The 25,380-nt window shown below is 59.7% G+C and carries 23 protein-coding genes; 7 read left to right on the plus strand and 16 right to left on the minus strand.

Annotated elements, in window-relative coordinates; genetic code table 11:
• Positions 1-104 precede the first annotated feature (104 nt).
• The 8 genes from HB631_RS13770 to HB631_RS13805 are packed head-to-tail and all read right to left on the minus strand — an operon-like array spanning position 105 to position 7,654.
• Positions 105-1,940 carry an AMP-binding protein gene (locus HB631_RS13770; RefSeq protein WP_213991737.1) on the minus strand — a complete coding sequence of 612 codons (1,836 nt, stop codon included), beginning with the start codon at positions 1,938-1,940 and terminating at the stop codon, positions 105-107.
• On the minus strand, positions 1,927-3,195 hold the full coding sequence (locus tag HB631_RS13775) for an MSMEG_0569 family flavin-dependent oxidoreductase (RefSeq protein ID WP_213991738.1): 1,269 nt from the start codon (positions 3,193-3,195) through the stop codon (positions 1,927-1,929). Before HB631_RS13775 ends, HB631_RS13770 begins: the two co-directional genes overlap by 14 nt.
• A 15-nt stretch (positions 3,196-3,210) precedes the next feature.
• A complete protein-coding gene (locus tag HB631_RS13780; RefSeq protein WP_213991739.1) occupies positions 3,211-3,510 on the minus strand; it encodes an MSMEG_0570 family nitrogen starvation response protein in 300 nt (99 codons plus the stop codon).
• A 21-nt stretch (positions 3,511-3,531) separates the two neighbouring features.
• Complete coding sequence (locus tag HB631_RS13785) at positions 3,532-4,491, minus strand: sll0787 family AIR synthase-like protein (RefSeq protein WP_213991740.1); 960 nt, start codon at positions 4,489-4,491, stop codon at positions 3,532-3,534.
• Entirely contained in the window at positions 4,491-5,054 is a 564-nt protein-coding gene (locus tag HB631_RS13790; protein ID WP_213991741.1) for an MSMEG_0567/Sll0786 family nitrogen starvation N-acetyltransferase, read from the minus strand. Before HB631_RS13790 ends, HB631_RS13785 begins: the two co-directional genes overlap by 1 nt.
• Before the next feature lie 13 nt (positions 5,055-5,067).
• Positions 5,068-6,162 carry an MSMEG_0568 family radical SAM protein gene (locus tag HB631_RS13795; protein ID WP_213991883.1) on the minus strand — a complete coding sequence of 365 codons (1,095 nt, stop codon included), beginning with the start codon at positions 6,160-6,162 and terminating at the stop codon, positions 5,068-5,070.
• Positions 6,137-7,159: a Nit6803 family nitrilase gene (locus HB631_RS13800; protein WP_213991742.1), complete on the minus strand. Its 1,023-nt coding sequence runs from the start codon at positions 7,157-7,159 to the stop codon at positions 6,137-6,139. The genes HB631_RS13795 and HB631_RS13800 overlap by 26 nt, the downstream gene beginning before the upstream one ends.
• Positions 7,160-7,171: 12 nt before the next feature.
• Entirely contained in the window at positions 7,172-7,654 is a 483-nt protein-coding gene (locus HB631_RS13805; RefSeq protein WP_213991743.1) for an MSMEG_0572/Sll0783 family nitrogen starvation response protein, read from the minus strand.
• 387 nt (positions 7,655-8,041) lie between these two features.
• Between HB631_RS13805 and HB631_RS13810 the strand changes: the two genes are divergently transcribed.
• On the plus strand, positions 8,042-9,439 hold the full coding sequence (locus HB631_RS13810) for a PLP-dependent aminotransferase family protein (protein ID WP_213991744.1): 1,398 nt from the start codon (positions 8,042-8,044) through the stop codon (positions 9,437-9,439).
• Positions 9,440-9,478: 39 nt separating this feature from the next.
• Here the strand turns inward: HB631_RS13810 and lpxO are convergent, their stop codons facing one another.
• Both lpxO and HB631_RS13820 read right to left on the minus strand, forming a co-directional pair.
• Entirely contained in the window at positions 9,479-10,381 is a 903-nt protein-coding gene (gene lpxO / locus HB631_RS13815) for a lipid A hydroxylase LpxO (RefSeq protein WP_213991745.1), read from the minus strand.
• A gap of 302 nt (positions 10,382-10,683) precedes the next feature.
• Positions 10,684-11,457, minus strand: a complete 774-nt coding sequence (locus tag HB631_RS13820; protein ID WP_213991746.1) for an SDR family oxidoreductase — start codon at positions 11,455-11,457, stop codon at positions 10,684-10,686.
• A 132-nt stretch (positions 11,458-11,589) separates the two neighbouring features.
• On the opposite strand from HB631_RS13820, the gene HB631_RS13825 reads away from it, so the two are divergent.
• The gene (locus HB631_RS13825) at positions 11,590-12,504 is read left to right on the plus strand and encodes a LysR family transcriptional regulator (RefSeq protein ID WP_213991747.1); all 915 of its coding nucleotides are present in this window, start codon (positions 11,590-11,592) and stop codon (positions 12,502-12,504) included.
• Between the two features lie 300 nt (positions 12,505-12,804).
• Here the strand turns inward: HB631_RS13825 and leuD are convergent, their stop codons facing one another.
• The 6 genes from leuD to HB631_RS13855 form a co-directional block, all read right to left on the minus strand.
• Positions 12,805-13,410, minus strand: a complete 606-nt coding sequence (gene leuD, locus HB631_RS13830) for a 3-isopropylmalate dehydratase small subunit (protein ID WP_213991748.1) — start codon at positions 13,408-13,410, stop codon at positions 12,805-12,807.
• On the minus strand, positions 13,407-14,837 hold the full coding sequence (gene leuC, locus HB631_RS13835; RefSeq protein WP_213991749.1) for a 3-isopropylmalate dehydratase large subunit: 1,431 nt from the start codon (positions 14,835-14,837) through the stop codon (positions 13,407-13,409). Before leuC ends, leuD begins: the two co-directional genes overlap by 4 nt.
• Positions 14,824-16,620 (minus strand): iron ABC transporter permease, encoded by a 1,797-nt coding sequence (locus HB631_RS13840; RefSeq protein WP_213991750.1) that lies wholly within the window; start codon positions 16,618-16,620, stop codon positions 14,824-14,826. The genes leuC and HB631_RS13840 overlap by 14 nt, the downstream gene beginning before the upstream one ends.
• Positions 16,617-17,723, minus strand: a complete 1,107-nt coding sequence (locus tag HB631_RS13845; protein ID WP_213991751.1) for an ABC transporter ATP-binding protein — start codon at positions 17,721-17,723, stop codon at positions 16,617-16,619. The genes HB631_RS13840 and HB631_RS13845 overlap by 4 nt, the downstream gene beginning before the upstream one ends.
• Before the next feature lie 3 nt (positions 17,724-17,726).
• Entirely contained in the window at positions 17,727-18,806 is a 1,080-nt protein-coding gene (locus HB631_RS13850; protein WP_213991752.1) for an extracellular solute-binding protein, read from the minus strand.
• Positions 18,807-18,998: 192 nt separating this feature from the next.
• Positions 18,999-19,385 (minus strand): VOC family protein, encoded by a 387-nt coding sequence (locus tag HB631_RS13855; protein WP_213991753.1) that lies wholly within the window; start codon positions 19,383-19,385, stop codon positions 18,999-19,001.
• A 543-nt stretch (positions 19,386-19,928) separates the two neighbouring features.
• Here HB631_RS13855 and HB631_RS13860 point away from each other — a divergent pair.
• From HB631_RS13860 to HB631_RS13880, 5 genes are read left to right on the plus strand one after another with little or no spacing between them, the layout of a single operon-like run.
• The gene (locus HB631_RS13860; RefSeq protein WP_213991754.1) at positions 19,929-21,530 is read left to right on the plus strand and encodes an ABC transporter substrate-binding protein; all 1,602 of its coding nucleotides are present in this window, start codon (positions 19,929-19,931) and stop codon (positions 21,528-21,530) included.
• 12 nt (positions 21,531-21,542) lie between these two features.
• A complete protein-coding gene (locus HB631_RS13865) occupies positions 21,543-22,490 on the plus strand; it encodes an ABC transporter permease (RefSeq protein WP_213991755.1) in 948 nt (315 codons plus the stop codon).
• Positions 22,487-23,380: an ABC transporter permease gene (locus HB631_RS13870; protein ID WP_213991756.1), complete on the plus strand. Its 894-nt coding sequence runs from the start codon at positions 22,487-22,489 to the stop codon at positions 23,378-23,380. The genes HB631_RS13865 and HB631_RS13870 overlap by 4 nt, the downstream gene beginning before the upstream one ends.
• A complete protein-coding gene (locus HB631_RS13875; RefSeq protein WP_213991757.1) occupies positions 23,377-24,498 on the plus strand; it encodes an ABC transporter ATP-binding protein in 1,122 nt (373 codons plus the stop codon). The genes HB631_RS13870 and HB631_RS13875 overlap by 4 nt, the downstream gene beginning before the upstream one ends.
• Positions 24,495-25,379: an ABC transporter ATP-binding protein gene (locus HB631_RS13880; protein WP_213991758.1), complete on the plus strand. Its 885-nt coding sequence runs from the start codon at positions 24,495-24,497 to the stop codon at positions 25,377-25,379. The genes HB631_RS13875 and HB631_RS13880 overlap by 4 nt, the downstream gene beginning before the upstream one ends.
• Position 25,380: the final 1 nt, after the last annotated feature.

Here is a 25,380-nt window from a genome sequence, read left to right on the forward strand (position 1 = left end):
ACTTTAGGCCATTAATATTAGGATTAAAAGTTCGATTATCAGGCATAAACCCATCTAAAAATTCGATTGATTACTGCCCGATTGCCATCCGTCCCCGGCATGCATCACGGGCGCCGCAGGAAACGCCGGATGATTTTTCCGGAAAAGGTTTTAGGCAAACTGTCCAGGAAGACCACTCCCCTGGGCCGCCCATGACGGCCGCAGCGGGCCACGATAACCGCCGCCAGCGTTCGCCGGATGGCGGCATGTTGCACCGTCGGCACCTCCGGCGACGTTACGATAAAAAGCTGCACCATCTGGCCCAACAGCGGATGCGATATGCCCACCGCCGCCGCTTCGGCGACGCCGGGCACCGTCAGCGCCGCATGCTCCACTTCCGCCGTGGACAGCCGTTTACCGCCGATATTCATGGTGTCGTCCATACGTCCCTGAATCTGGATATCGCCATTTTCATCGCAGCGGGCGCGATCCTGCGTCAGATAGCGCCAGCCTTGGCCGTCATGACGCCAGTAACGCGCCACGAACTCATCGTCGTGGCCCCACAGGGTTTGCATACCCCCCGGCCCCAGGGTGTCATGCAGCACCAGCATGCCGGTTGTCGCCGGCCGGCCGCTTTGCCCATCAATAATGCTTACCCTGCGATCCATTACCGGGCGCAGGGCGCCCCCTTGTCCTGCCAGGATCGGCCAACCGCTTTCGGTCTGCCAATAGTGGTCGTAAACCGGCGCGCCGGCGCCCTGCTCCAGCCATTGGCGGGTTTTACCGTCCAGCGGCTCGCCGGCCAGGTAGACGGCGCGCAGTGAGGGGAGCGCTTGGTCCAGGGTTTCACTCTGCATACGGGCCAGACGCATGGCGCCCGGTACGGTTAGCAGGCGCGTTACGCCATGGCGGGCAATCAGCCGCCACCAGCGCCGCCCCGGGGCGTTAATGCCGCCGCCGGTGACCATCAGGCTGGTGAAACCGGCCAGCAGCGGCGCCCATACCAGATAACTGTGGCCGGTCACCCAGCCGATATCGGCGGTGGTGAAAAAGACTTCATCCTCGCCGGTGTTAAAAATATGTGGCAGCGAGGCGCACAGCGCCACGGCGTAACCGCCGGTATCCCGCACCACCCCTTTGGGCGTGCCGGTGGTGCCGGAGGTAAACAGCAGCTGTGACGGTGCCTCGGCGGGCAGCCAGCGGCAAGGCACCGGCTCATTGCCATAATCCGCCCGCAGCCGCTGATAACTGGCTTCCCGGGAGGGGGAAAACGCCCCCGAGGCCTGGTCGACGGCGGTCTCGGCGCGACACATTGCCGCCGACCCGTTATCACCGGCACTATCAACGGCACGGTTGTCAGTACACATGCTGTCCGATTCACCGTCGCCGACAATGATCCGGCGAACGGCGGACGATGTATCCCCCCCTTCCCGCAAGGCACGGTTGACGTTGCCGTCCAGGATCAGCAGGCGGGGCCGGCTTAAGCCGATGCGCTCCGCCAGCGCCGCCGCGCTCAGCTGCGCCGAGACCACCACGTGGATGGCCCCCAGCCTGGCGCAGGCCAGCATGGCGAACAGCGCCGGCGGCATCACCGGCAGGCAGATAAGCACCCGATCCCCCGCCGTCACCCCCAGCCGTTGCAGGATCCAGGCCATGGCCACCACTTCCCGGTGCAGATCGGCATAGCTGAACTGCTGCTCGTCCCCCGATCGGTCGCACCAGATCAGAGCCGTTTGTCCGCCACGCAAGGGCAAATGTCTGTCCACCGCGTTATAACACAGGTTGGTGATGCCGCCGTCAAACCAGCGACAGTGCGGCCCGCCCCGCTCCAACGTCATTACCTGCCGAAACGGCCGCCGCCAGTGGATGCGCTGCGCCTCGCGCCGCCAGAAAGCCTCATCCACGGTGGAACGGCCCGGTGAATCCAGAGGGAAACTGTCGGTCCGTTTAGCGAACGGCATAACGCGCCTCCCGCGGTGCTGGCGCCGCCAGGCGGGCGGCGATGTGCTCCGCCAGGTGCTCCGCATCTTCCCCCACCCCCTCGAAGCGCCCCGAGCCCCAGGTCCAGAGCCAGGGCAGACCGAGGAAATGAAGCCCCTCCTCCACCGCCACGCCGCGCCGGTGGCGGGGATATCCCTTGTCATCAAACGCCGGCAGATCAATCCAGCTGAAATCGGTATGGAACCCCACCGCCCAGACGATGGACGAGAGAGACTCCAGCGGGATGGTACCCTCGCCCGGCCGGGGGAACCACATCGGCTGATAGGGCTGCTCAGGGGGGGCGTCGATACCCCGGGCGGCAATCCACTCATCGATGCTCTCCCTGATGCGCCGGGCGGTATCGTCGGCGCTGTCGAGATTAGCCGCCAGATCATCACCGGTGAGCAGTACCCCCCGTGCCTCATCAATGTCCAGCAGCCGTCCGTGCAATTGCATGCCCTGCCCGGCGAACAGCCGCAAATCGATATCCCGGCCGCCGTCGCGGCCGGTGACATAATGGTTGGTTTTGCGGCGGGCGTCCTCCCCCTGGGGATGATTGTCCACCGTCAGCCGGTAATGCCCCATATCCTCCAGCCAGGCCACTACGTCGCGGCCGCGGTAGAAACGATTAACCCGCGGCGCGCTGCCGACGCACAGATGCACCCGGCGTCCGGCGAGATGAAGATCTTCGGCGATTTGCGCCCCCGACTGGGCCGACCCCACCACCAGGACCTCGCCCTCGGGCAGGGCGGCGGGGGCACGGTAATCCGCCGAATGCAGCTGGTGGATCCCCCCCGGTAAACGGCCCGCCAGGGCGGGGAAACGTCGCCGGTGATAATTGCCCACCGCCACCACCAGGTTATCGGCGGTAAAAGCGCCACGGCTGGTGCCCAGGGTAAAACCGCCGTCGCCGCGGCGGTCGACCCGCTCAACGTTAATACCGGTGACCAGCGGCGGCCCGAAGCTCAAGGCGTAGCGCTCCAGGTAATTGATGATCTGGTCATTGACCATAAAACCGTCCGGGTCGTCGCCGTCATAGGGAAAACCGGGCAATTTGCACTGCCAGTTGGGAGTCACCAGGCAAAAACTGTCCCAGCGCTGAGCCCGCCATGCCCAGCCAAGCTGATGGCGTTCGAATATGACATGCTCGATGCCCCGCTGTTTCAGGCAGTAGCTCATGGACAGGCCCGCCTGCCCGCCGCCGATGATAATCACCGGATAATGTGTGTGTTCCATGGTGCCGTTCCTGAATTAGAGAGTGGGCGGCAGCGCGTCGATTTTCTCGACGCGCACCGGGCGTGCATCGGGCAAAAAACTCCCGGCTTTCTGTTCGATGGCGCCGGACTGATCCAGGGCGCTTGAACAGGCATAACCGAACTTCAGCGCCACCCGATCGCTGGCTTCCTGCAACGCCCGGCGCGCCAGCGCGGTAAACTCCTCCACGCTGTACTCTTTTCCCACCTCGAGATGCTGCTCAATCACGGTGGACGGTGAATAACACACGTCCACGGAGCTGTCCGGCCAGCGGACGGTAAAATGCATTGCGGGCATAAGCGCCTCCAGGGTAAAAAATCAGGGGTTGATGCCGGTAAGCGGCAGGGCGTCGAGATCCCAGAAACAGTCGCGGTGTGACTCATGGCCGACCCACAGCCTCGGGTCGGCGGTAATGCCGCCGATGGCCGCCGCGCCGATACCGGCCCGATGAAAGTGCGCCAGGACTTCGGCGGTATGCTGGGGATAAACCGTCAGCAGATACCCGTAGCTGGGAAACATGCACAGCCACTCTTGCCAGCCGATCTCCACGGGACGGGGGATGGCCGCTAAATCAACGTCCGCGCCGGCCCGGGCGCTTTCCAGCAGCATGACCAGGGTGCCGAGCAGCCCGGCCTGGCTGATATCCTTGGCGGCCTGCGCCAGCCCCTGCTCCGCCAGCATCGGCAGCAGCGCCATGGCGCCACGCAGCGCCGCCGGGTCGGCCCCGGTGGCGGCGTCCCAGTTCAGCCAGGGCCCGCGCCGGGCACCGCGTAAATCAATGGCGGCGATTAAGGTATGGCCCGGCTTGGCCCCGGACGCCCGCAGCGGCCGTTTCACTTTGCCCAGCACCGCCACCGCCAGCTGCGGCGATTCACTGCGTAAATTGGTGTGGCCGCCGACAATGGGCACCCGATAGGCGCGGGACGCGGCGGCCATGCCCTGCATTAACCGGTGGGCCTGTTCCGGGCCGGCGCTCCACAGGGCGTTCACCACCGCCACCGGCGTGCCGCCCATGGCGGCGATGTCGCTCAGGTTGACCATCAGTCCGCACCAGCCGGCAAACCAGGGGTCATCCGCCACAAACCGGTTAATAAATCCCTCCATGGCCAGCAGGCTGTAGCCGTCCGCCTCCGGGATGGCCGCGCAGTCGTCGCCGTTGTCGCAGCCGTCCAGAGGCCAGGCCTCGCCCAAATCTCCGGCAATCTCCCGGATATCCCGCTTTTGATCGATGCCGCCGTACCGGCGTACTTCCTCCAGCATCACGTGCAAATCATCCATCAGCCGCCCTCCAGGCTCATCAGCAGCGGCGCCAGTTCCCGCGCCGGACGCAGCGGACGTCCGCTTACCACCATGCCGCTGTTGGGATCAACGCAGGGAGGATAAAACGCCAGATCCGCCCGCATGAAGTCATGGTCCATACCCCGCAGCCGTTCGGTGGAGAGGGTTAACCAATGCATGCGCTGAAATAACGGCGCGTTTTGATGCTGCACCCGGGCGTAAAACGCCTTACAGCCCAGGGCACAGGCACTGGACACCGCCAGGCGGATAAGGGTCGGCCCCAGTTGGCCCTGCCGGCGAAAATGCCGGTCAACCGCCAGCCGAGAACCGTACCAGACATCCCCCTCTTCCCGGTGGATACGCACCGTGCCCACGATTTGCTCCGGCCAGCCCGCCGTGCTGCCGATGGCCACCAGCAGCCTGGCGTGAGAGTCAATATCATCCCGGTCGTGCTCCTCGAACAGCCCCTGCTCTTGGCAAAAAACCCGCTGGCGCAGCAGATAGGCCTGTTCGCGCTCCCAGGGCAAGGTTACCCATTTGATGCGGTATTCGGGATAAAACATGCGCTATCTCCCCTCAGGCCGAAGCCCGCTCATAGCTGGCCAATGGTGAACAGGCGCCGCAGCGGCCGCAGCCGGCCTTGATATCGGCGGAACGAAGCCCGCCGCCCCGCAGCATGACGGCCAGGGGTTGCAGAATGGACTCCATAAACTCCGCTCCCGGCGGCGCATGCCCCTCCAGCGGCGTGCCGCGGATGGGCACGAACGGCACCACAAAGGGATACACGCCGATGTCTATCAGCTCCCGCGCCGTGGACAATATGGCCTCGCGGGTATCCCCCAGGCCCGCCAGAATATAGGTGCTCACCTGCCCGTGGCCGAACACCCCCACCGCGTCCTTGAACGCCGTCATATATTGCGCCACGGTCACCATCGCCTTGCCCGGCATAATGCGCGCCCGCACCGCAGGGGTGACCGCTTCAAGATGCATGCCCAGCGCGTCGATGCCCGCCTCCTTCATGCGGGTAAACCACAGCGGATCCCCCGGCGGTTCGCATTGCCCCTGTAACGGCAGATCCACCGCCGCCCTGATGGCTTCGGCGCTTTCGCACAGCACCCGCGCGCCGCGATCGCTGCCGGACGGAGTGCCGGTAGTCATCACCATATGCCGCACGCCGTCCAGTTCCACCGCGGCTTTGGCCACTTCCGCCAGCTGCTGCGGGGTTTTACGGGCAATGGTCTTGCCCGCCGCCAGGGACTGGCCGATGGCGCAAAACTGGCAGGCCTTGCGCCGGTTTTCATAGCGGATGCAGGTTTGCAATACGGTGGTGGCCAGCACATCGGTGCCGTGCAGGGTGGCGATATGGGAGTACGGGACGCCGTCGGCGGTACTCAGCCGGTAAAAATTCGGCTGGGACACAAAGCTGATATCCCGCACCGGAATGGCGTCTTTCAGCAAATGGCTGCCGCCGGCCTCGTCATGGGTCACGCTCCAGGGGGATTGATGTGCCTGCTGGGTATACACCGGCACCATGACCGTCATGCCGTCGATGGTCACCGCCTGATGATCCGACGGGCCCGCGCCGCCCTGGCGGTTCACATGGGTGGTCTGGGGATTGACCACCTTCAGGCCGTGGGTTTGCAGTTCAGTAATCAGTCGCTGGTTGGTCAGACTCATGGCGCCCTCCTGTGAGGTCGGAAGTGAAGGACTGTTCGGCGGTTTGCCAAGGGGCGGTGGTTTGCTGATGGCAGTAAGCCGCGGGCCGTTCGTTGATCAGCAGGCTTAACAGCTCCGGCCGGGCATAATGCCCCACGGAATCCATCATGCGTTTGCGCTTGGCGATAAGCTTCATATCCAAATCGGCGATAAGAATGCCTTCCCCCTCGGTGATGGGGGGCGCCAGGTGCCGCCCTTCCGGCGAGATAATGGCGGTATGGCACCCGCCGCGCAGTCCGCGCTGCAAATCGGGATCCGACGTAATGGATTCAATCTGATCTTCCCGCAGCCAGCCGGTGGCGTTAATGACAAAACAGCCGGACTCCAGGGCATGATGGCGAAGGGTGACCTCCATCTGATCGGCGAAGATCTGGCCCACCAGCGAGCCGGGAAACTGGCTGCAGTGGATCTCCTCGTGCTGCGCCATCAGCGCATAACGGGCCAGGGGGTTGTAATGTTCCCAGCAGGCCAGGGCCGCCACCCGGCCGACTGCGGTATCCACCGCCTTCAACCCCGAGGCGTCCCCCTGCCCCCAGATCATGCGTTCATGGTAGGTAGGGGTGATTTTGCGCCGTTTCAGCACCAGCTCGCCATCGGCGTCGAACACCAACTGAGCGTTAAACAGGCTGCCGTGATCCCGTTCGTTCACTCCCAGCACCACCACCATGCCGTGGCGGCGGGCGCTCTCGGCCACCGCCCGGGTAATGGGCCCGGGTACCTCCACCGCCTGCTGGTAAAGCCGCAGGTGCTCGGCGCCGGCGGTCATCGGCGGCGCGATAAAGGAAAAATAGGGATACCAGGGGACCAGGGTCTCGGGGAATACCACGATCTCGGCCCCTTTGCCCGCGGCTTCATCAATGGCATCCAGCACGCGCGCCAGCGTTTTTTGCGCCTGGCCGAGGTCAGGCGCAATCTGCACGGCGGCGGCACGGATGATACGGTCCTGTGCCATAACGTCGGTTCCTTACACGGTCCAGGTATCGAGAATTACCGCGTTATCGCGAATGTGCAGCAGCTTCAAATCCAGCACGTCCAGCGGATTAATGGCGCGGATGCCTTCAATGAGCGAGGGTTCGCCGTGGCCGTACAACGCCTGCAGGGCGAAACGGCAGGCATAGACCTTGCCCCCTTCGGCCATGAATTTTTGCAGCTGGTTGTTGAAGTTCATATGGCCGGGAAAGGCTTCGTCCCCCAGCTTGGGAAAGCCGCGCTGTACGCCGAGGGTCACCCCCGGTCCGTATAACAGAATCGACGTTTCAAACCCTTTGCGCTGCAGACGGGTGGCCTGCAGCATATTCACGAAGCCGATGGAGCCTTCGAACGCGACGGTATGGAAGGTGACCAGCGCTTTCTGGCCCGGTTCGGCCTTCACGTCTTCGAACACCTTTTCTTCGTAATCCACCAGGAAATCACCGGTTTGATGTGCGGGTAGGGTTACCGTTGGCATAGTCTTAGTCTCTTCGCAGGTTTACTGGCATCGCCGTACAGCCGCGGCGGATGATGTATCGCGCCGGCTAAAGGGCGCGTCATAACCTCTGGAGCAAGGGTTATGCCAGCGGTGAAAAGGCACCATGCAATCATCGGCCAATCAATCGCTCAACTTCTGAGCAAAAAAAATTTTTACCGCCCCGGATTGCGGGATTTAAGCGATTAAAAGACTCACCGATAACCCATTCGCTGCACAATAACAACGCAGGTATAACCTATGATTGCACCAATGTAACGCACTGCAAACAATATGATGCAATCATTAAACACAATCATTACATCAATGATTGCATCGGCGGCCTGGATTCCGCTAGAGTGAAAGTCCGACACTACGAGAGAAACAGTGATGAAACGATTCGATCGTTGGACGCACTATATGCACGAACGACCGGAGCGTCCGGCTTATCTGCTGATTGCCGATTTAATCCATGACGCCATTGAAAGCGGTGACTTCCAGCCGCGGGATCGCCTGCCGCCCTTGCGGGATCTGGCGGTGAAACTTTCCCTTAATTACACGACGGTAACCCGCGGTTATGCCGAAGCGCGCAAGCGCGGGCTCATTGATTCCCGTCCGGGCACCGGCAGTTTCATCCGCGGCAAGGTGCCGTCGATTCCCCCCCGCAACGGCAGCAGTTATGAAATGACCATGAATCTGCCGGTGGAGCCGGACTCGCCGGATTTGGTGGCGCAAATCCGCCAGGGCGCCCTGAATCTGTTTGCCCACAAAGATCTGTTCCCCCTGCTGCGCTATCATGATTTCGGCGGCAATCATGACGACAAGGAGGCGGGATGCCGCTGGCTGGGGCGTCGTTTACCGGCGGTAGCGCCGGAGCGGCTGCTGGTGTGTCCCGGCATTCACAGCGTACTGGTGGGATTGCTGACCCTGCTGGCGCGCAAGGGCGGGGAAATTTGCGTCGGCAGCCTGGTGTATCCGGGATTAAAGGCCATCGCCGCCCAGTTGGACATCACCCTGCACGCCCTGGAGTGCGACGGGGACGGCCCGATGCCGCGTTCGTTTGAAAACGCCTGTCAGACCGGACAGATCCGCGCCCTGTATCTCAATCCCACCATCAATAACCCCACCACCCTGACCATGCCGCTGCGCCGGCGCGAGAAGCTGGCGGACGTGGCGCTGCGCTACAGCGTGCCGATTATCGAAGACGACGCCTATGCCATGCTGCCTTCCGTCGCGCTGCCCGCCATGGCGGAACTGGTGCCTGAACTGACCTGGTACATTACCGGCCTGTCGAAATGTTTCGGCGCCGGATTACGTATCGCCTGGGTACAGGCCCCCACGGTGCGCCAGGGTCAGTACCTGGCCGGCGCCATGCGTGCGCTGACGGTGATGTCCAGCCCGTTCACCAATGCCCTGGCCGCCCAATGGATTAACGACGGCACGGCGGAAAAAATGCTGCTGGCGGTGCGGGAAGAGGCGGTGCTGCGCCAGCGGATGGCCGCCCGTCTGCTGCACAATTACAGCCTGCAGGCGGATGCCGAGGGGTTTCATCTCTGGCTGCGGCTGCCGCACCGCCAGGGCTGGAATCCGTCGGATGTGGCGGTGAAATTGCGTCATCAAGGGGTCAGCGCGGTCTCAAGCGCCGCCTTCTGCACCGACAATAATCCCCCCGACGCGTTACGCCTGTGCCTGGGAGGCCCGAACAGCCGCGAACAGTGCGAAGGGGTCTTGAAAAACGTGGCGGACATGCTTGAATACCCCGCCTGGCTATCCACGGTGGCGCTGTAACGGCACAGGTGCACGAAAATATTGGTTACGTTGTAACATTTACAGGTGCGTAAACACCAACACCGCGATACCGCCGAATAACAGCCATTTAATCAGGTAATAACCTGCGCGGTTTTTCTTCTTCAGGTATTTGCCGACCTTGCGCACAGCATAGATATATTTGAACGCCTTGTTGACGCCGCCGGTGCGATCGCTTTCCCAGTTAGGCGCCACTCCGGCGCTTAACAAATGACGGCCCAGCCAGTGATTCACCGCCTGCGCCCATTGGTAACGCATCGGCCGTTCAATGTCGCAAAACAGGATCAGGCGCTGTTTTCCGCTGAGATTTTCCGCGTAGTGGATGTAGGTTTCGTCAAACAGCACATCCTCCCCGTCGCGCCAGCTGTAACGTTTGCCGTCCACCTCAATAAAGCAGCGGTCGTCCTGGGGAGTCATCAGGCCGAGATGATAACGCAGGGAACCGGCATAAGGGTCGCGGTGACGGGGCAGCCGGCTACCGTCAGGCAGTTCGGCGAACATGGCGGCTTTCACCGACGGCAGGGTACGCAGCAGTTCGGTGGTGCGGGGGCATAACGCCATGGCGGAAGGATGGCTTTCCTCGTACCATTTCAGGTAAAAACGCTTCCAGCCGGTTTTAAAGAAAGAATTAAAACCCGCGTCGTTATACTTATCGGACACTTTGATCTCGCGTTGTTCCAGCAACGCCAGCCCTTCGTCGCGGATCATCCGCCAGTTATTCCTGAGGGTTTCCAGCTCCGGCAGCGTTTCCGGCTTGAGATAAGGCGTGAGGGGAATAGCGGAAAACAGATACATAAAGACATTCATCGGCGACACGAAGGTGGAGTGGTCCGCCAACTGACGCCAGAAACCGAAACGCACCCGACCGCGATAATGCACATAGACCGCACAAGCAATCAACAGCAGCAAAATGATGTATTTCATATCCATACCTAATCAGGGATTAGTTAAAAACATCAGGAACAAACAGACCTTTTACAGTGGTATTTACTCTGATCCTCGCCCCCCGTCCCGGGAGGTGATGCAATAGTAGTCGAGCGCAACGACGCGGCAGCGCAATAACTTGTTAATCGCCAACCTGACAAAAGAACCGTATTTTCACCTTAAATTAACATTTTGCCGACGACAAAAATGTCGGTCAAACTCTTATTATCAACAGCGAATATGCCTACGGCCCCCGGCACATTGCGCCTGTGCCCGGGGCGGAGTCCATCCGCGAAAAAAAATTATTTTGTGGTATAGCCGCCATTGACCAGAATGGTCTGGCCGGTCATCCACCATCCGTCGGTCACCAGAAAACGAACCCAGGGAACGATATCAGCGATATCCGTCAGGCCGGTTTTGCTGAAAGAAGAGAGCGCCGCCGCCGTTTTATGGTAATCCCGCGCCTCCGCGCTTTCAGCGGGATAAAAGAAAGGCGTATCCATTGGGCCCGGACCGATTGCCGTGACGGAAATCCCCCGCTCGCCATACTCCTTGGCCGCAGCGCGGGTGAAATGCTCCACCGGTGCCTTGGTGCCGGCGTAGGCGGCGTAAAAAGGCGTAAATGCCCCAAGCAGGGAGGTGACCAGGGTACAGATTTTCCCGTTGTCGTTAAGGTGCTTTCCGGCCTCTTTGAGAAAGAAAAAGGCCGACTTGGCGTTGACCGCGCTCATCTCGTCATACTCCGCTTCCGAGATATCAAAAATTGGTTTTTTCAGCACCTTGCCCACGGTATTAACGGCAATATCCGGCTTACCGATAGCCGCCGTCACATCCGCGAAAAGCTTTTCCACCGCGCCTGCCGTGGTCAGGTCGGCCTGAAAGGCCACCGCCTGCGCCCCCGCTGCTTTTATCGCCGCAACGGTGGCCTCCGCGTCGCCTTTCGACCCCGCGCTGTTATAGTGTATGGCGATGGCTTTCGCTCCGTGCCCGGCAAAATCACGGGCAATCAGCCCCCCCAGATTTTTCCCGCCGCCGGCAATAACGACGGTCTTGCCTTTGATACTGTGATCTGTCATGACGTCAGTCCTCTTCTTGATGGGTGGAACAGCCTGGAAAGGGTGTTCACCAGAGAATAACCCCTGCATTTCCTGTATAAAGACGTTACTTCTGATTATACTATCCATAAAACACGAACAATGTGATCATTTATGGACCGAATTGACCTCTTTCGCATTCTTATACAGGTCGTGGAGCGCGGGAGTTTCACCCGCGCGGCCGACGTGATGAACATGCCCAGGTCCACCGTTTCCGCCGCGGTCGCAGAGCTTGAAACGCGGGTAGGAACGCGCCTGCTGCACCGCACCACCCGCAGCGTATCCCTCACATCCGATGGCCGGGCTTTTTACGAACGCTGCCTGAGAGTGATCCCGGAAGTAGAAGAAACGGAAAATCTGTTCAGACAAAAGACTATTCAGCCCACGGGTAAAATTAAAATTGATGTGCCGGGACGCATCGGCAGACTGATAATCGCACCTTCACTGCCTGAATTCTTTGCCCGTTATCCTCAGATGACGCTGGAAATGGGCACCGCTGATCGCAACGTCAGTCTGGCGGAAGAGGGAATAGACTGTGCGTTGCGGGTGGGAAAACTGCCGGACTCCAGTCTGGTCGCCCGAAAACTGGGGACGTTGAAATTCATCAATGTGGCGGCGCCGGCGTATATCGCCCGGCATGGCAAACCCCACACCCCTTCAGATCTGCCCCGCCATCTGGCGGTCAACTATGCCTCGCCCACAACGGGCCGGGTGGAGAACTGGGAATGGCCGGAAAACGACGGCTACCAATCTGCCGTATTGCCCAGCCAGATAACGGTAAACAACGCTGAAGCCTACATCGCCTGCTGCCTGGCCGGTCTGGGAATGATTCAGATACCCCAGTACGATGTACAAAAACACCTGGAAGCGGGAGAGCTGATTGAAGTCATGCCGGACTACCCCTCCCGCCCTCTTCCGGTCCAACTGCTGTACCCACATCGTAAACACCTTTCCCGCCCGCTACAGACTTTTATAGCCTGGGCGGAGCCCCTCCTGGTGAACAGGCTGCTGCTGAACGCGCCGGATTAAGATTCTGGATAACGCTGGTAAGGCCACGATCGTCGATCGTGCAACGAGCCTGTTAAAGGGAGACCGTGCCGATGTGGTCGAATCGGGCGTGGTTTTTCCGCCCGACCGAGCGCCACACGGCACGGTAGGCCCGCGATCGTCGACCGTGCAACGAGCCTGTTAAAGGGAGACCGCGCCGATGTGGTCGAATCGGGCGTGGTTTTTCCGCCCGACCGAGCGCCACATGGCACGGTAGGCCCGCCATCACCGATCGTGCAACGAGCCTGCTAAAGGCAGACCGCGCCAATAACTTGGGAAGGACTACTTAATCCACGGAAAAGCGGCGCGATACCGCTGTTCGAACGCCAGGATAGTCTCGGCATAACCCTGGGTCAGGGCAATATCGTCAATGCCCTCAATCAGGCTCTTTTTCCGCAAGGGATGGATCTCGAATCCATGGGCCTCATGGTTCAGGTCCCACACCACCTGCTGTTCAAGATCGATGCGCAGGTTTGCCCCACGGTCGCCATGCAGCTGATGACGCAGGGCAACGCAGGTTTCATTGGGCAGAACCACCGGCAGCAGACGGTTTTTATAGCAGTTATTGGCGAAGATATCACCATAGCTGGAGGCGATAACCGCCCGGATGCCGAATTCCACCAGCGCGTATACCGCCGTCTCCCGGGAAGAACCGCAGCCGAAGTTGCGATCCGCCACGATAATGCCGCCGTCACGATAAGGCGGCCGGTTAAGGATAAATTCCTTCTCGTTATCCTGGCCGTCAAAGCGCCGATCGTGAAAAGCGATGCGGGCAAAGGCCGGACCGCGCGGGACCTTATTAAACCGGGTGGGACAGATTTGATTGGTATCCACATTCGGTTCATCAAAAGGGATGCCGATGGCGTCGATAGTCAGTAATGCGGTCATGATGCGGTTTCCCCAAAGGTGCGTACGTCGGTGAGATAGCCGGTCAGGGCCGCCGCCGCCGCCATCACCGGACTCACCAGGTGGGTGCGTCCGTTAACCCCCTGCCGGCCGCGAAAATTACGGTTGCTGGTTGAGGCGCAACGCTCCCCTTCCGCCAGCACATCGCCGTTAATGGCGGTACACAGGGAACACCCGGCGTCGCGCCATTCGAAGCCCGCCTCGATAAAGATCTTGTCCAGCCCTTCCCGCTCGGCCTGCCGTTTCACCGAGCTGGAGCCGGGCACGATCCAGGCCGGCACTTTAACCCGTCCCCGCCGGGCGATGCCGGCCGCCGCCCGCAAATCCTCAATGCGCCCGTTGGTGCAGGAGCCGATAAAAACCCGATCGATTTTTATCGAGGTTATCGGGGCGCCGGCGGTCAAGCCCATATAGTCCAGGGCCGCGGCCACTTCCTGTCGCTGGTCGCCGTCCTCAATGGCGGCCGGGTCAGGCAAATGGCCGTCGATGGCCAAGGCATGCTCGGGGCTGGTGCCCCAGGTCACCGTGGGAGAAACCTCAAGCAAATCAAGGACGACCTCCCGATCGAATACCGCATCGGCGTCAGAGGGCAGCGTACGCCAGTCGGCCAGCGCTTGATCCCAATCTTCTCCGGCGGGGGCAAAAGGTTTTCCACGCAGATAGGCATAGGTGGTTTCATCCGGCGCGACGATACCGGCCCGGCCCCCCGCCTCCACCGCCATATTGCACAGCGTCATGCGCTGCTCCATGGACATACTGCTCACCGCCGGTCCGGCATATTCGATAATATGGCCGAGGGCGCCGCCGGCGCCGATAAGGGCGATGAGCGCCAGATTGATATCCTTGGCGGACACATAAGGCGCCGCTTCCCCCACCAGCCGTACCCGCAGGGTTTTCGGCCGGCGCAGCCATAGGGTCTGGGTTGCCAGCACGTGGCGGGCGTCCGAGGCGCCGATACCGAAGGCCAGACAGCCGAAAGCGCCATGGGTGGTAGTGTGTGAATCAGCGCCGCCAATCAGCAGGCCGGGCTGGGTGATGCCCTGCTCCGGCGCCACCACATGCAAAATACCCTGATTGGGATCCTCCGGACCGAAATAACGGATGCTATGGCGACGGGCGTTCTCGCCGAGTCTCAATATCATGTTGCGGATGGCCGGATCGGCGATGCCTTCCACCCCGCGCTCCCGACCGGTGGTGGGCAGATAGTGATCGGAACAGGCGATGATCTGCTCCGGCCGGTATACCTGCTTGCCGAGGGTGTTCAGCGCCTCAAAAGCGTGGCTGGACCCTTCATGCACCAGCAGCTTATCCAGGTAAAGCAGCTGCTCGCCGTCGATATCCACTATACGGTGGCGATCCCAGATTTTTTCCGCCAGGGTCTTGCCCTGCCTGCTGTCAATCGTGCCCATGCTTTTTACTCCAAGACGTCATTTTTTTCATATCGATTAAATTTCCGCCGGACATCAGCCGGTAAAGGGCCAGGGATCCGAGGCTCAGCACCACGATAATCAGCGCCATGGCCGCCGCCTGTTCCACCTCGCCGGTTTCCAGGTATTCGATCACTTTAGTGGACATTACCTGGGTGGCCGGCTGCGACAAAATAGCCGACATGGTCAGTTCCCGCAGGCCAAAGGCGAAGACCAGCAGCGCGCCGGCCCACATGCTGGGCTTTAACAACGGCAAGGTAACGGCGGTAAACGTGCGCAGCCAGCCGGCCCCGCTCACGCGCGCGGCCTCTTCCAGTTCCGGGGCAATCTGTTTAAGCACTGACCGTGACAGTACAAAGGAAATCGGCAGCTGTTTGGCGACATAGGCAATCAACAGGATGGTGAAGGTGCCGTAAAACCAATTCACATAGCCGAGCATAATGGCCACCGCAAACGTAATCGCCGGAAAGCCGTAAGCAATGAAAATCGTCGCGGTCACCAGCCCCCGGCCGATAATGGTGGTCCGCTCGACAAACCAGGCAAACAGCACGCCGAGGATAATACAGATCAACGCCGCCGCGGCGGACAGCAGCAGGCTGTGTTTTACCGTGTCGAATACCCCGAAGGTGGAATCCACGATCATCGCGAAATGATCCAGCGTCAGGTTGGAAAAGGTCACGGCATCGCCAAACGCCGTCAATAAAGAGAGCAGCGCCAGGGCCGCCAGGGGTAAAAAGGCGGTAACGAAAAATACCGTTCCGCAAAAGGCCGCCGCCGCCCAGCGTCCCCGGCCGAGGCGCACCGGCAGCGCTTTGGCCCCGGCCTTGCCGGAGAGGGTCCGATAACGGATATCCCGAATCAGCAGGCGTTGCAGCAACAGGCTCGCCAGAGTAAATACTACGATGGGCAACGCCAGGGCCGCCGCCTGTTCGAAATGGGGCGGGAAAGTCAGCAGCTTGTAGATTTTGGTGGTGATAACCGAGAAATTGGCCATGGTGCCGATAGCCGCCGGCGCGCCGAATGACGACAGGGCGTCAAGTATCACCAGGATGGCGCTGGATAATACCGCCGGCCTCACCAGCGGCAGGGTCACCTGAAGCGCGGTGCGCATCCGGCCGGCCCCCAGCACGCGGGCGGCCTGTTCATAACCGGGATCGATGTTCACCAGCGCGGCGCAGACGGTGAAAAATACCAGGGGATACAAATGGGCGATTTCAATAAACACCAGCCCGCTGAAGCTGATGATATTAAAAAACGGCGTGGTGGTGCCCAACAGCCCGTCCAGCAGGGTATTCAGGTAACCGGAATTCGGCGCGGCCAGGAAAATCCAGGCAATCACGGTGATAAACGAGGGCACCACAAAGGCAATGGCGGCGCTGACGCGGATCAGGGTTTTCCCCGGCATATCGGTGCGCGATACCAGCCAGGCCATGGGCAGTCCCAGGGCCAGCGCCCCGCCGGTGACGCTTATCGCCAGCAGTGCGGAATTCCCTACCGCCTTCACCATGCCCGGGTCGGAAAACGCATCGACCAGCGGCCGCAGGGTGGCCAAACCGCTATTACCGGCTACTCCCAGCAGCACCAGCTTTGCCATGGGATAAATAATCAGCGCGCCCAGCACCAATAACGCGGCGGTGAGGATCAGTAGTTTCCCCGGTTCCGACGCCACCCTGCGCCAGCGGGCGGTGCCCCTGTGCGCCAGGGTCGCAATGCCGGCATAACGGCGAAGCTGTTCCGCCGCCGGCGCGATGCTCGATTTCATCATGCTATCACCCAGGCCTCATCGGGATTGAAAGAAACGGTCACCCCGTTCGCCATGGCGCTGGCCCATTGCCTCGGCGTCTGAACCCGCAGAGGAAGGCCCGCCACCTCGATCACCAGATCGTAGCGGCTGCCCAGGAACGAGGAATCGATAATCCGGCCGTGCATACCGCCGGCGGCGTCTGGATCGAAAGAGATATTTTCCGGCCGTACCGATACCGCTACCTCGTCGCCGGTACGGCAGGTGGCAATCATCCGGTCCGATGCGGCTGCCCAGAAAGGCTCCCCCAGGGCGGATTGCACCAGCAGACGGCGGGTATTGGCATCCAGTCCCGCCACCCTGCCATCGATAAGATTGGTGGTGCCGACGAACGAGGCGACAAAGCGCGAAACGGGCCGTCGGTAGATGGCTTCCGGCACGTCGCACTGTTCGATGCGGCCCTTGTTCATCACCGCAATCCGGTCCGCTATCACCAGCGCTTCTTCCTGATCATGGGTGACGTAAAACATGGTGATGCCGTTTTGCCTATGCAGGCGCTTGAGTTCAAAGCGCATCTCTTCACGCAATCCGGCATCCAGGTTGGACAGCGGCTCATCGAACAGCAGCAGGCTCGGTTCGGCGATAATGGCCCGCGCCAGCGCTACCCGCTGCTGCTGGCCGCCGCTCAAATCACCGGGATAACGCTGGGCCAGGCCGTCCAGGTGCACCAGTTTCAGCACATCGTTTACCTTGCGCCGGATGGTGGCCCGGTCATCCCCGGCGATGGAGAGGCTGAACGCCACGTTGTCATAAACGGTTTTGTGGGGCCATACGGCATAGTTCTGAAACACCATGCCCAGTTGACGGCGCTCCACCGGTACAAAGGCGCCGCGCCCGGAAGCAAGCCGGCCGGAAAGATGGATTTCCCCGCCGTCGGGCTCGATAAAACCGGCCACCATCCGCAGAGTGGTGGTTTTACCGCAGCCGCTCGGCCCTAGCAGTACCAGGCTCTCCCCTTCATTTACCCTGAGATCGACCCCGTCCACCACCGGCTTATCCCCCAGTTGTTTTCTCAGGCCGATAAGCTCCAGACGGGCCGGGCGGGAAACAGAATCATCTATGGCCATAGGTTACTCGCGACCGAAAATTTTATTAAAACGATTCAGGAAATCCTGCGTGGTCTTCTCGTTGGACAGGCCGGCAAGATCAACGTTATAAGGCTTCAACTCCGCCAGCTTGGGCAGGCCGTCCACCGAGCCGGCATCGGCGTTGGTGGGCCAAAATTTACCGGCGTCGGCCCTCAGTTCCTGGCCCTGGGCGCTGGTGAGGACTTCCATCAGCAGCTTGGCCGCCGTCGGATGCGGCGGATTGGACATGATGCCGCTGGGCTGCTGGGTCACCAGCGTGCCCTCGTCCAGGTTGTAGAGATCAATGGCCTGCCCCTGCTGTTTGGAGGTCAGCACATTAAAGGAGGAGACCATCGGAGACACGCTGCGCTCGCCGGAAGCCAGGATCCGCGCCGCTTCAGGATTGCCGCGCACAAACAGCACGTCCTGTTTGGCCAGTTTTTCCAGATAATCCCAGTGGATTTTTCCGGTTTGCAGCAAGGCCAAAAAGAACGTCAGGCTGTTGCCGGCGGTGGAAGGATCCGCCAAGACAATTTTACCTTTCCATTTAGGATCGAGAAAATCCGCCAGCGAATGGGGCAGACCGGCTTTATCCGGAATCGCGCGGCTGTTATAGGCGGCGGGCAGCAGAAACACCCCGATTGAATAATAGGCGCCGTCGGCGTCGGCATAATCCGGTCTGAGTTTGTCAAAGGTGGAAACTTTATAAGGCAGGTAATAGCCTTTTTGTTTCCATATGGCGGCGACATAAGGCTGGCTCATGGTGGTGACATCGGCACGATATTGTTTTGCCGCGCGTTCCGCTTCTATTTGTGTAATCAGATCCGGCGCTTTTTTACCGACGATGGTCAGATGAATTTTTGGGAAATTGGTTTTCCATAACTCACTGAGCAGCTTTGATTCTTCGCGGCTGGCCGGAGAATAAAAAATAACGTCTTTTTCATTATTGGCGAGGGCTGCTGTATAAAGCTGTTCATATACCCCGCCGCTTAATTTCAGATCGTCCGCAGCAAAGGTCGCGGATGATAACGAAACCGATAGCGCGGTTCCCAGCAGGATATTTTTTACTACAGTAAAAGCCATAATAAGCACGCCTTTTATAATTTTCTGAAACAAAGTTATATATTTGCTAATAAAAAAATCTTTTATGCCGACCTTTCTTATCCACGTAAATCGCCAAAAGGTTACCGGCATATAGGTTAGGCCTTACTCGGTGTAAAGCATCGCGTTACATACCGGCACTTCTCACCGACATAACAGAGATACTCACCAGAGCTATTCGGTTGAATAACGGCCCTCTTTGACAATTTCGGCAATGGTGCCGTCCGGCGCCCGGAATTTCAGCGCGCCGGCGCCCGGCGGCGAAAGGATTTCGCCTCCCAGCGCCTTGATCTTCTCCGCTATTTCATCCTGATCGTCCACCGACACGCCATAATGATGAATACGCGGGCCCGGCCCGGAAAGTAATGCCTCTTCGTGATCCTCGTTATCGTAATGCACCAGCGTAAAATCAATATGCCCGTCGGTCAGATGCCGGGAGGTATGTTGACGTTTATGTTCCGTTTTTATTTGTTTAAAACCGAACACCTGTTCATAAAACCGAGTGGCATAATCAAGATCATCAACTTTAAGTGCAAGATGAACGATGCGCGGGGCGGCCATATTATTCTCCTGATACGTGAGGTTAAAAGCGTCATTATTCATGGCGCTCTAAACGAATATTCTTCTAGGTGGACAAATTTCGTGGGGAGTATTATCAGCCGTTAACGCTTCATTCATGACGCCCAACCAAAATAGACTAGCAGCTGGGGATATCGCTGTTAACGCACAAATTGAGATAACTAAAGTCAAATAACGCCATAACAACCTAACCCCAGCCATACGTTTTTGCTATCACCCGTCTCCCCGCGCCAGGAGAAATAGCGGCTCTTGAGGGAGGGACCCTCCCGCCCCAAGGGTCGTCACATGAAAAAAACCAGCCTGACTTCAATATATTAGCAAGCATTCATCTTGTGTTTTCCTGATGAGATAAAGTGGCTGTCGCGATATAAACATCCAATATTTGCCGCTATTTAATCCATAAGCAGCATCTTGCACCGTCTAAAAAAGTACAGTATAAACTATATAGTATTAAAACTATAAGTCGCTTTTCCCTGCTGCAGATACACACAACCTAATATTCCCTTACCATGAGGAAGACAGATTATGTCATTGAAAAAATTGCTACATTTTTCATTGATGGGCGCGATGTTGCTATGTTCGGAATGGGCGCAGGCAAGCGGAACTCTCAGGATCGCCATGACGCTGGCGGATATCCCGGTGATGGACGGCGCGCCGGATCAGGGCACCGAAGGCGTCTCCTTCGGCGGGTATACGGTATTCGACCCGCTGATCGAATGGGATCTGTCCAAACGCGATGCCGCCTCGGTGCTGCGGCCGGGTCTGGCGACCAAATGGTATATTTCTCCAGAAGATAATTCACATTGGATTTTTGAATTAAGAAAGGGCGTGAAATTCCATGACGGATCGGACTTTAACGCCGATGCGGTGATATTTAATCTGGAGCGGGTGTTCAATAAAAGTTATCCCGCCTATGACGTGTCGATACAAAAGCAGATGGTACCCTATATCAATGATGTCAAAAGCTGGAAGAAGCTGGATGACTACAAGATTGAAATTGAAACCAAAAAGGTCGATGCTTTTTTCCCTTACCAGATGACCCGGCTGTTGATTGCCTCGCCGGCGCAGTGGGAAAAAATGGGCAAAAGCTGGCAGCAGTTTCGCCAGCACCCATCGGGCACCGGCCCATGGAAATTGGATAAGCTGATACCGCACCAGGAGGCCGATCTGGTGCCGAATAAAGATTACTGGGATAAAGCCCGGGAACCCAAGCTTGACCGGCTGGTTCTGCTGCCTATTCCCGAGCCGTCCGCCCGCACCGCCGCCCTGCTGTCCGGTACCGTGGACTGGATTGAAAGCCCGGCGCCGGATACCGTGGAGCGACTGAAGAAGTCGGGCATGGTGATCTCCACCAATACCATCCCCCATGTCTGGCCCTATACGGTCAGCGTGCTGCCCGGTTCGCCGTTCGCCGATATCCGGGTACGCAAAGCCGTTAACCTGGGCATCGATCGCGACGGCATGGTGCAGCTGCTGCACGGTCTGGCCACACCCGCCACCGCGCAAATGGCCGAGGGCAACCCCTGGTACGGCAATCCCAGCTTCAAGATAAAATACGATCCTGAGGAAGCCAAACGCCTGCTGAAGGAAGCCGGTTACGGTCCCGACCATCCGCTGAAGCTGAAAATCGCCATTTCCACCTCCGGATCCGGACAGATGTATCCCCTGATGATGAATGAGTTCATCCAGGAAGACATGCGCAAAATCGGCGTGGACCTGCAGTTTGACGTGTTCGAATGGGAAGCCCTGCGCGGCCGCAGAAGAGACGGAGCCGCTTCGCCGAACAATAAAGGCATCGACGGCATCAATAATAGCTGGTCCACCACCGATCCCTACTATGCCCTGATTCGCTACCTTGATCCGAAGGAAGTCCCGCCGGAAGGCACCAACTGGGGCGGCGTCAACGATCCGGTGATTACGCCGCTTATCCGTCAGGTCCAGGGGGAGTTCGATCCGGCGAAACAAGACAAGCTGCTGGCGCAAATCCATACCCGCTTCGTGGACCAGGCCTACTTTATCTGGGTGGTGCATGATGTGGGATCTCGGGCCATGTCCCCCAAGGTCCAGGGCTATGTCCATGCCCAGAGCTGGTATTCCGACTATTCACCTGTCTCCATGCAGCAATAACGGGGCAAAGCCATGTTGTCGTATGTTATTCGTCGTCTACTGTATGCCATTCCCATTGCGCTGGCGGTTACGGTAGTGGTGTTTTCCCTGGTGCATCTGGCGCCGGGGGATGCCATCAACGCCCTGGTGCCGGACGAGGCCTCGGCGGAACTGGTGAATCAGATTCGCCATGAGTACGGACTGGATAAACCGCTGCCGGTGCAATACTTCTATTGGCTGGGCAATGCCCTGCGGGGCAATCTGGGCATGTCGCTGGGCTCGGGCCGCCCGGTGGCGACGGAAACCATGACCGCGGTGAAAAACACGCTGGTGCTGGCGGTCAGCGCCGGGCTGATGAGCTGTATTCTAGGGTTTTCCCTGGGCATCGCGGCGGGCGTGTGGCGGGAACGGCTTGCCGACCACGTCATCAGCTTTTTTACCCTGGCCGGGGTCAGCGTGCCCCATTACTGGCTGGCGATTGTGCTGGTGATCATCTTCTCGGTGAATCATATGTGGCTGCCGCCGCTGGGCATGGGGCCGAATGAGTGGCGGCTGGACTGGGTGCATTTTCAGCATATGATCCTGCCCACGGTGACCATGGCCGCCATTCCCATTTCGGTGATTGCCCGCACGGTGCGGGCCAACGTGGCCGAAGTCATGGATCAGGAATTCATCACTACCCTGTGGTCGAAGGGGCTGACCCGCTCGCGCATTTTCTGGCATGTGATCCGCAATGTATTGCCCGGCTCCCTGGCGGTGATGGGTCTGCAAATCGGACATATGCTGGGGGGGTCGGTGCTGGTGGAAACGGTGTTCGCCTGGCCCGGCACCGGCTTTCTGATGGCCACCGCCATCTTCCAGCGCGACCTGCCGCTGTTGCAGGGCACCATGCTGGTACTGTCGATTTCCTTTGTACTGTTGAATTTGCTGGTTGACCTGCTGCAGAGCTGGGCCGATCCGCGCCTGAGGAGGATCGGATGATAAAGCAGGTCACGGTGACCCTGGCCGGGCCGGCGATACGGCCCCCCAAGACGGGACGTTACAGCGCCAGGGTGTTGCGCCGTTTTCTTCGTCAGCCGGTTTCCCTGGCGGCATCTCTGGTGCTGCTGATTATTCTGGTCTGCTGCATCGGCGCCAACTGGATAGCTCCGGAAGATCCCTATGCCACCAGTATCCTGATGAGGATGGCGGACATGGGCACCCCCCACCGGCTGCTGGGCGGGGACGAATTGGGCCGCGATCTGCTGTCGCGCCTGATTTACGGCGGCCGGGTATCGCTGCTGATGGCCTTTATGCCGGTGATGATCGGCCTGCTGGGCGGAGGTTTTCTCGGAATTCTGGCCGGTTACGCCGGCGGCCGGGTCAATACCGCCATCATGCGCAGCATGGATATCTTCTATGCCTTTCCCTCCGTGCTGCTGGCGGTGGCCATTTCCGGCGCCCTGGGTCCTGGGCTGCTGAACGCGATTTTATCCCTGTCGCTGATTTTCATTCCCCCCATCACCCGCATTTCCGAAAGCGTCACCACCCAGGTGCGGGGCTATGAATTCGTCATGGCGGCCATGTTGTCCGGCGCCTCCACCTGGCGCATCATCCAGCAGCATGTGCTGAGCAATGTCGCCGGGCCGATTATTGTTTTCGCCTCCAGCCAGATCAGCATCTCGATCATTACCGCCTCGGGACTGAGCTTCCTCGGGCTGGGGGTCAGTCCTCCCACTGCCGACTGGGGCCTGATGCTTTCGTCGCTGCGGCAGTCGATTTATGTCAATCCGGCCGTGGCGGCCATGCCCGGCGTGATGATCTTTGTCTGCTCTATTTGCTTTAACGTCATTAGCGACGGCGTGCGCAAAGCCATGGAGATACGCCGATGAGCAAGGTTATTTATAACGATTCGCCGCTGCCGCCGATTGCCGATAAAGGCGGCCCGGCGCAGCCGCTGCTGCGGGTGACCGGCTTGCGCAAGTACTTTCGTTTCAAGGATGGCTGGCTGGGCAGCCGCCAGCAGGTGCGCGCGGTGGACGGCCTGTCGTTCGAGGTCCTCAAGGGTGAAACCCTGGGGATCGTCGGCGAATCGGGCTGCGGCAAATCCACCACCGCCCGGCTTATCACCGGCATGATGCAGCCGGATGAAGGTGAAATCAGCCTGGACGGCGAAACCTTCTGGCAGCCGGGCAAAAAAATCAGCCCCGAAGCCAGACGGGCGGTACAGATGGTGTTCCAGGACAGCCACTCCTCTTTGAACCCGCGTATGTCGGTGGTGGATACCTTGGCCTTCGGCCTGCTGGCCCATGGCATCGACCGGGCCACCGCCGTTGATTACGCCGGCCGGCTGATGGATGCGGTGGGCATGCCGGCGGCTGAATTCGCCGATCGCTACCCCATCGAGCTGTCGGGAGGTCAGCGGCAGCGCATCAATATCGCACGGGCCATCGCGCTGCGCCCGCGGCTATTGCTGCTGGACGAACCGGTTTCCGCACTGGATAAATCCGTCGAGGCGCAGGTGCTTAACCTGCTGGTGGAGCTGCGGGAAAGCCTCGGCCTGACCTATATTTTCATCTCCCACGACCTTAACGTGGTGCGCTATATTTCCGATCGGGTAGTAGTGATGTACCTAGGACAAATTGTCGAGTCCGCTCCCTCGGATACGCTGTTCTCCTCCGCCGCGCATCCTTATACCCGCGCCCTGCTGGCCTCCAAGCCCTCGCCGGACCCGCGGATAAAAATCGCCGCGCCGCCCCTGACCGGCGATCCTCCCGACCCGATCAACCCGCCGAAACACTGCCGGTTTCATACCCGCTGCGCTTTCGCGGAAGGTATCTGTTCGGCCAAAACGCCTCATTTGCGGGCTAAGCCGGGTTCCCATGCGGACCATCAGGTCGCCTGCTGGATCCACGTGCCGGATTCCGGTCACAGCCTGGCCGGCGACGCGGGAGCAGACATCATGACCGATAACGCGGCCGACCTGCCGGCGCGGGAGCAGGCATCATGAGCATGACCTATAACGCCCACCCTGCCGGCGCGGGAGCAGACATCATGAGCGATAACGCGGCAAACCTGTTGGAACTGGAGCAGCTCAATATTGCTTTTCATACCGGCGGCCAGTGGCGGTCCATCGTGCGCAATATCAATCTGCGCATCGGCCACGGCCGGGTCCTGACCCTGCTGGGTGAATCCGGATCCGGCAAAAGCGTCACCTTACGATCCATCCTGGGGCTGTTGCCGCGGAAAACCACCCGGGTCAGCGGCCGTATCATACTGAACGGCCGAGACGTGGTGGCCATGACCCCGCAGCAGCAGGCGCAAATCCGCGGCCGCGACGTCGGATTTATTTTCCAGGAACCGATGACCGCCCTGGATCCGGTGTTTCGGGTCGGCGATCAAATCGCCGAAATGCTGATGAAGCATAAGGGCATCAACCGCCAGGAGGCCCTGGTCAAGGTGAAGGATTTATTCGATTTGGTGCAAATCCCCTCCGCCGGGCGCCGTCTGCGGTCGTATCCCTCGGAGCTGTCCGGCGGCCTGCGCCAGCGGGTGATGATTGCCATGGCGGTCTCCTGCGAGCCGAAGCTGCTGCTGGCGGACGAACCCACCACCGCCCTTGACGCCACGGTGCAGGTTCAGGTGCTGCTGCTGTTGAGGCAAATCCAGCAACAGTTCGGCATGTCGATCCTGTTCGTCACCCATGACCTGGGCGTGGCGGCGGAAATCGCCGATGACGTGGCGGTGATGTACCAGGGTGAAATTATCGAAACCGGCAGCGCGGAAAAAGTGTTGCTGCATCCCGAACATGATTACACCAAACTGCTTACCGGCTGCTCGGTCTACGGCCATTACCGCCAGAATAGCCTGGGCCGGCAGGCGCCGGTTTAAC

The organism is Sodalis sp. dw_96 (genome assembly GCF_018449575.1).
Taxonomy (GTDB): domain Bacteria; phylum Pseudomonadota; class Gammaproteobacteria; order Enterobacterales; family Enterobacteriaceae; genus Acerihabitans.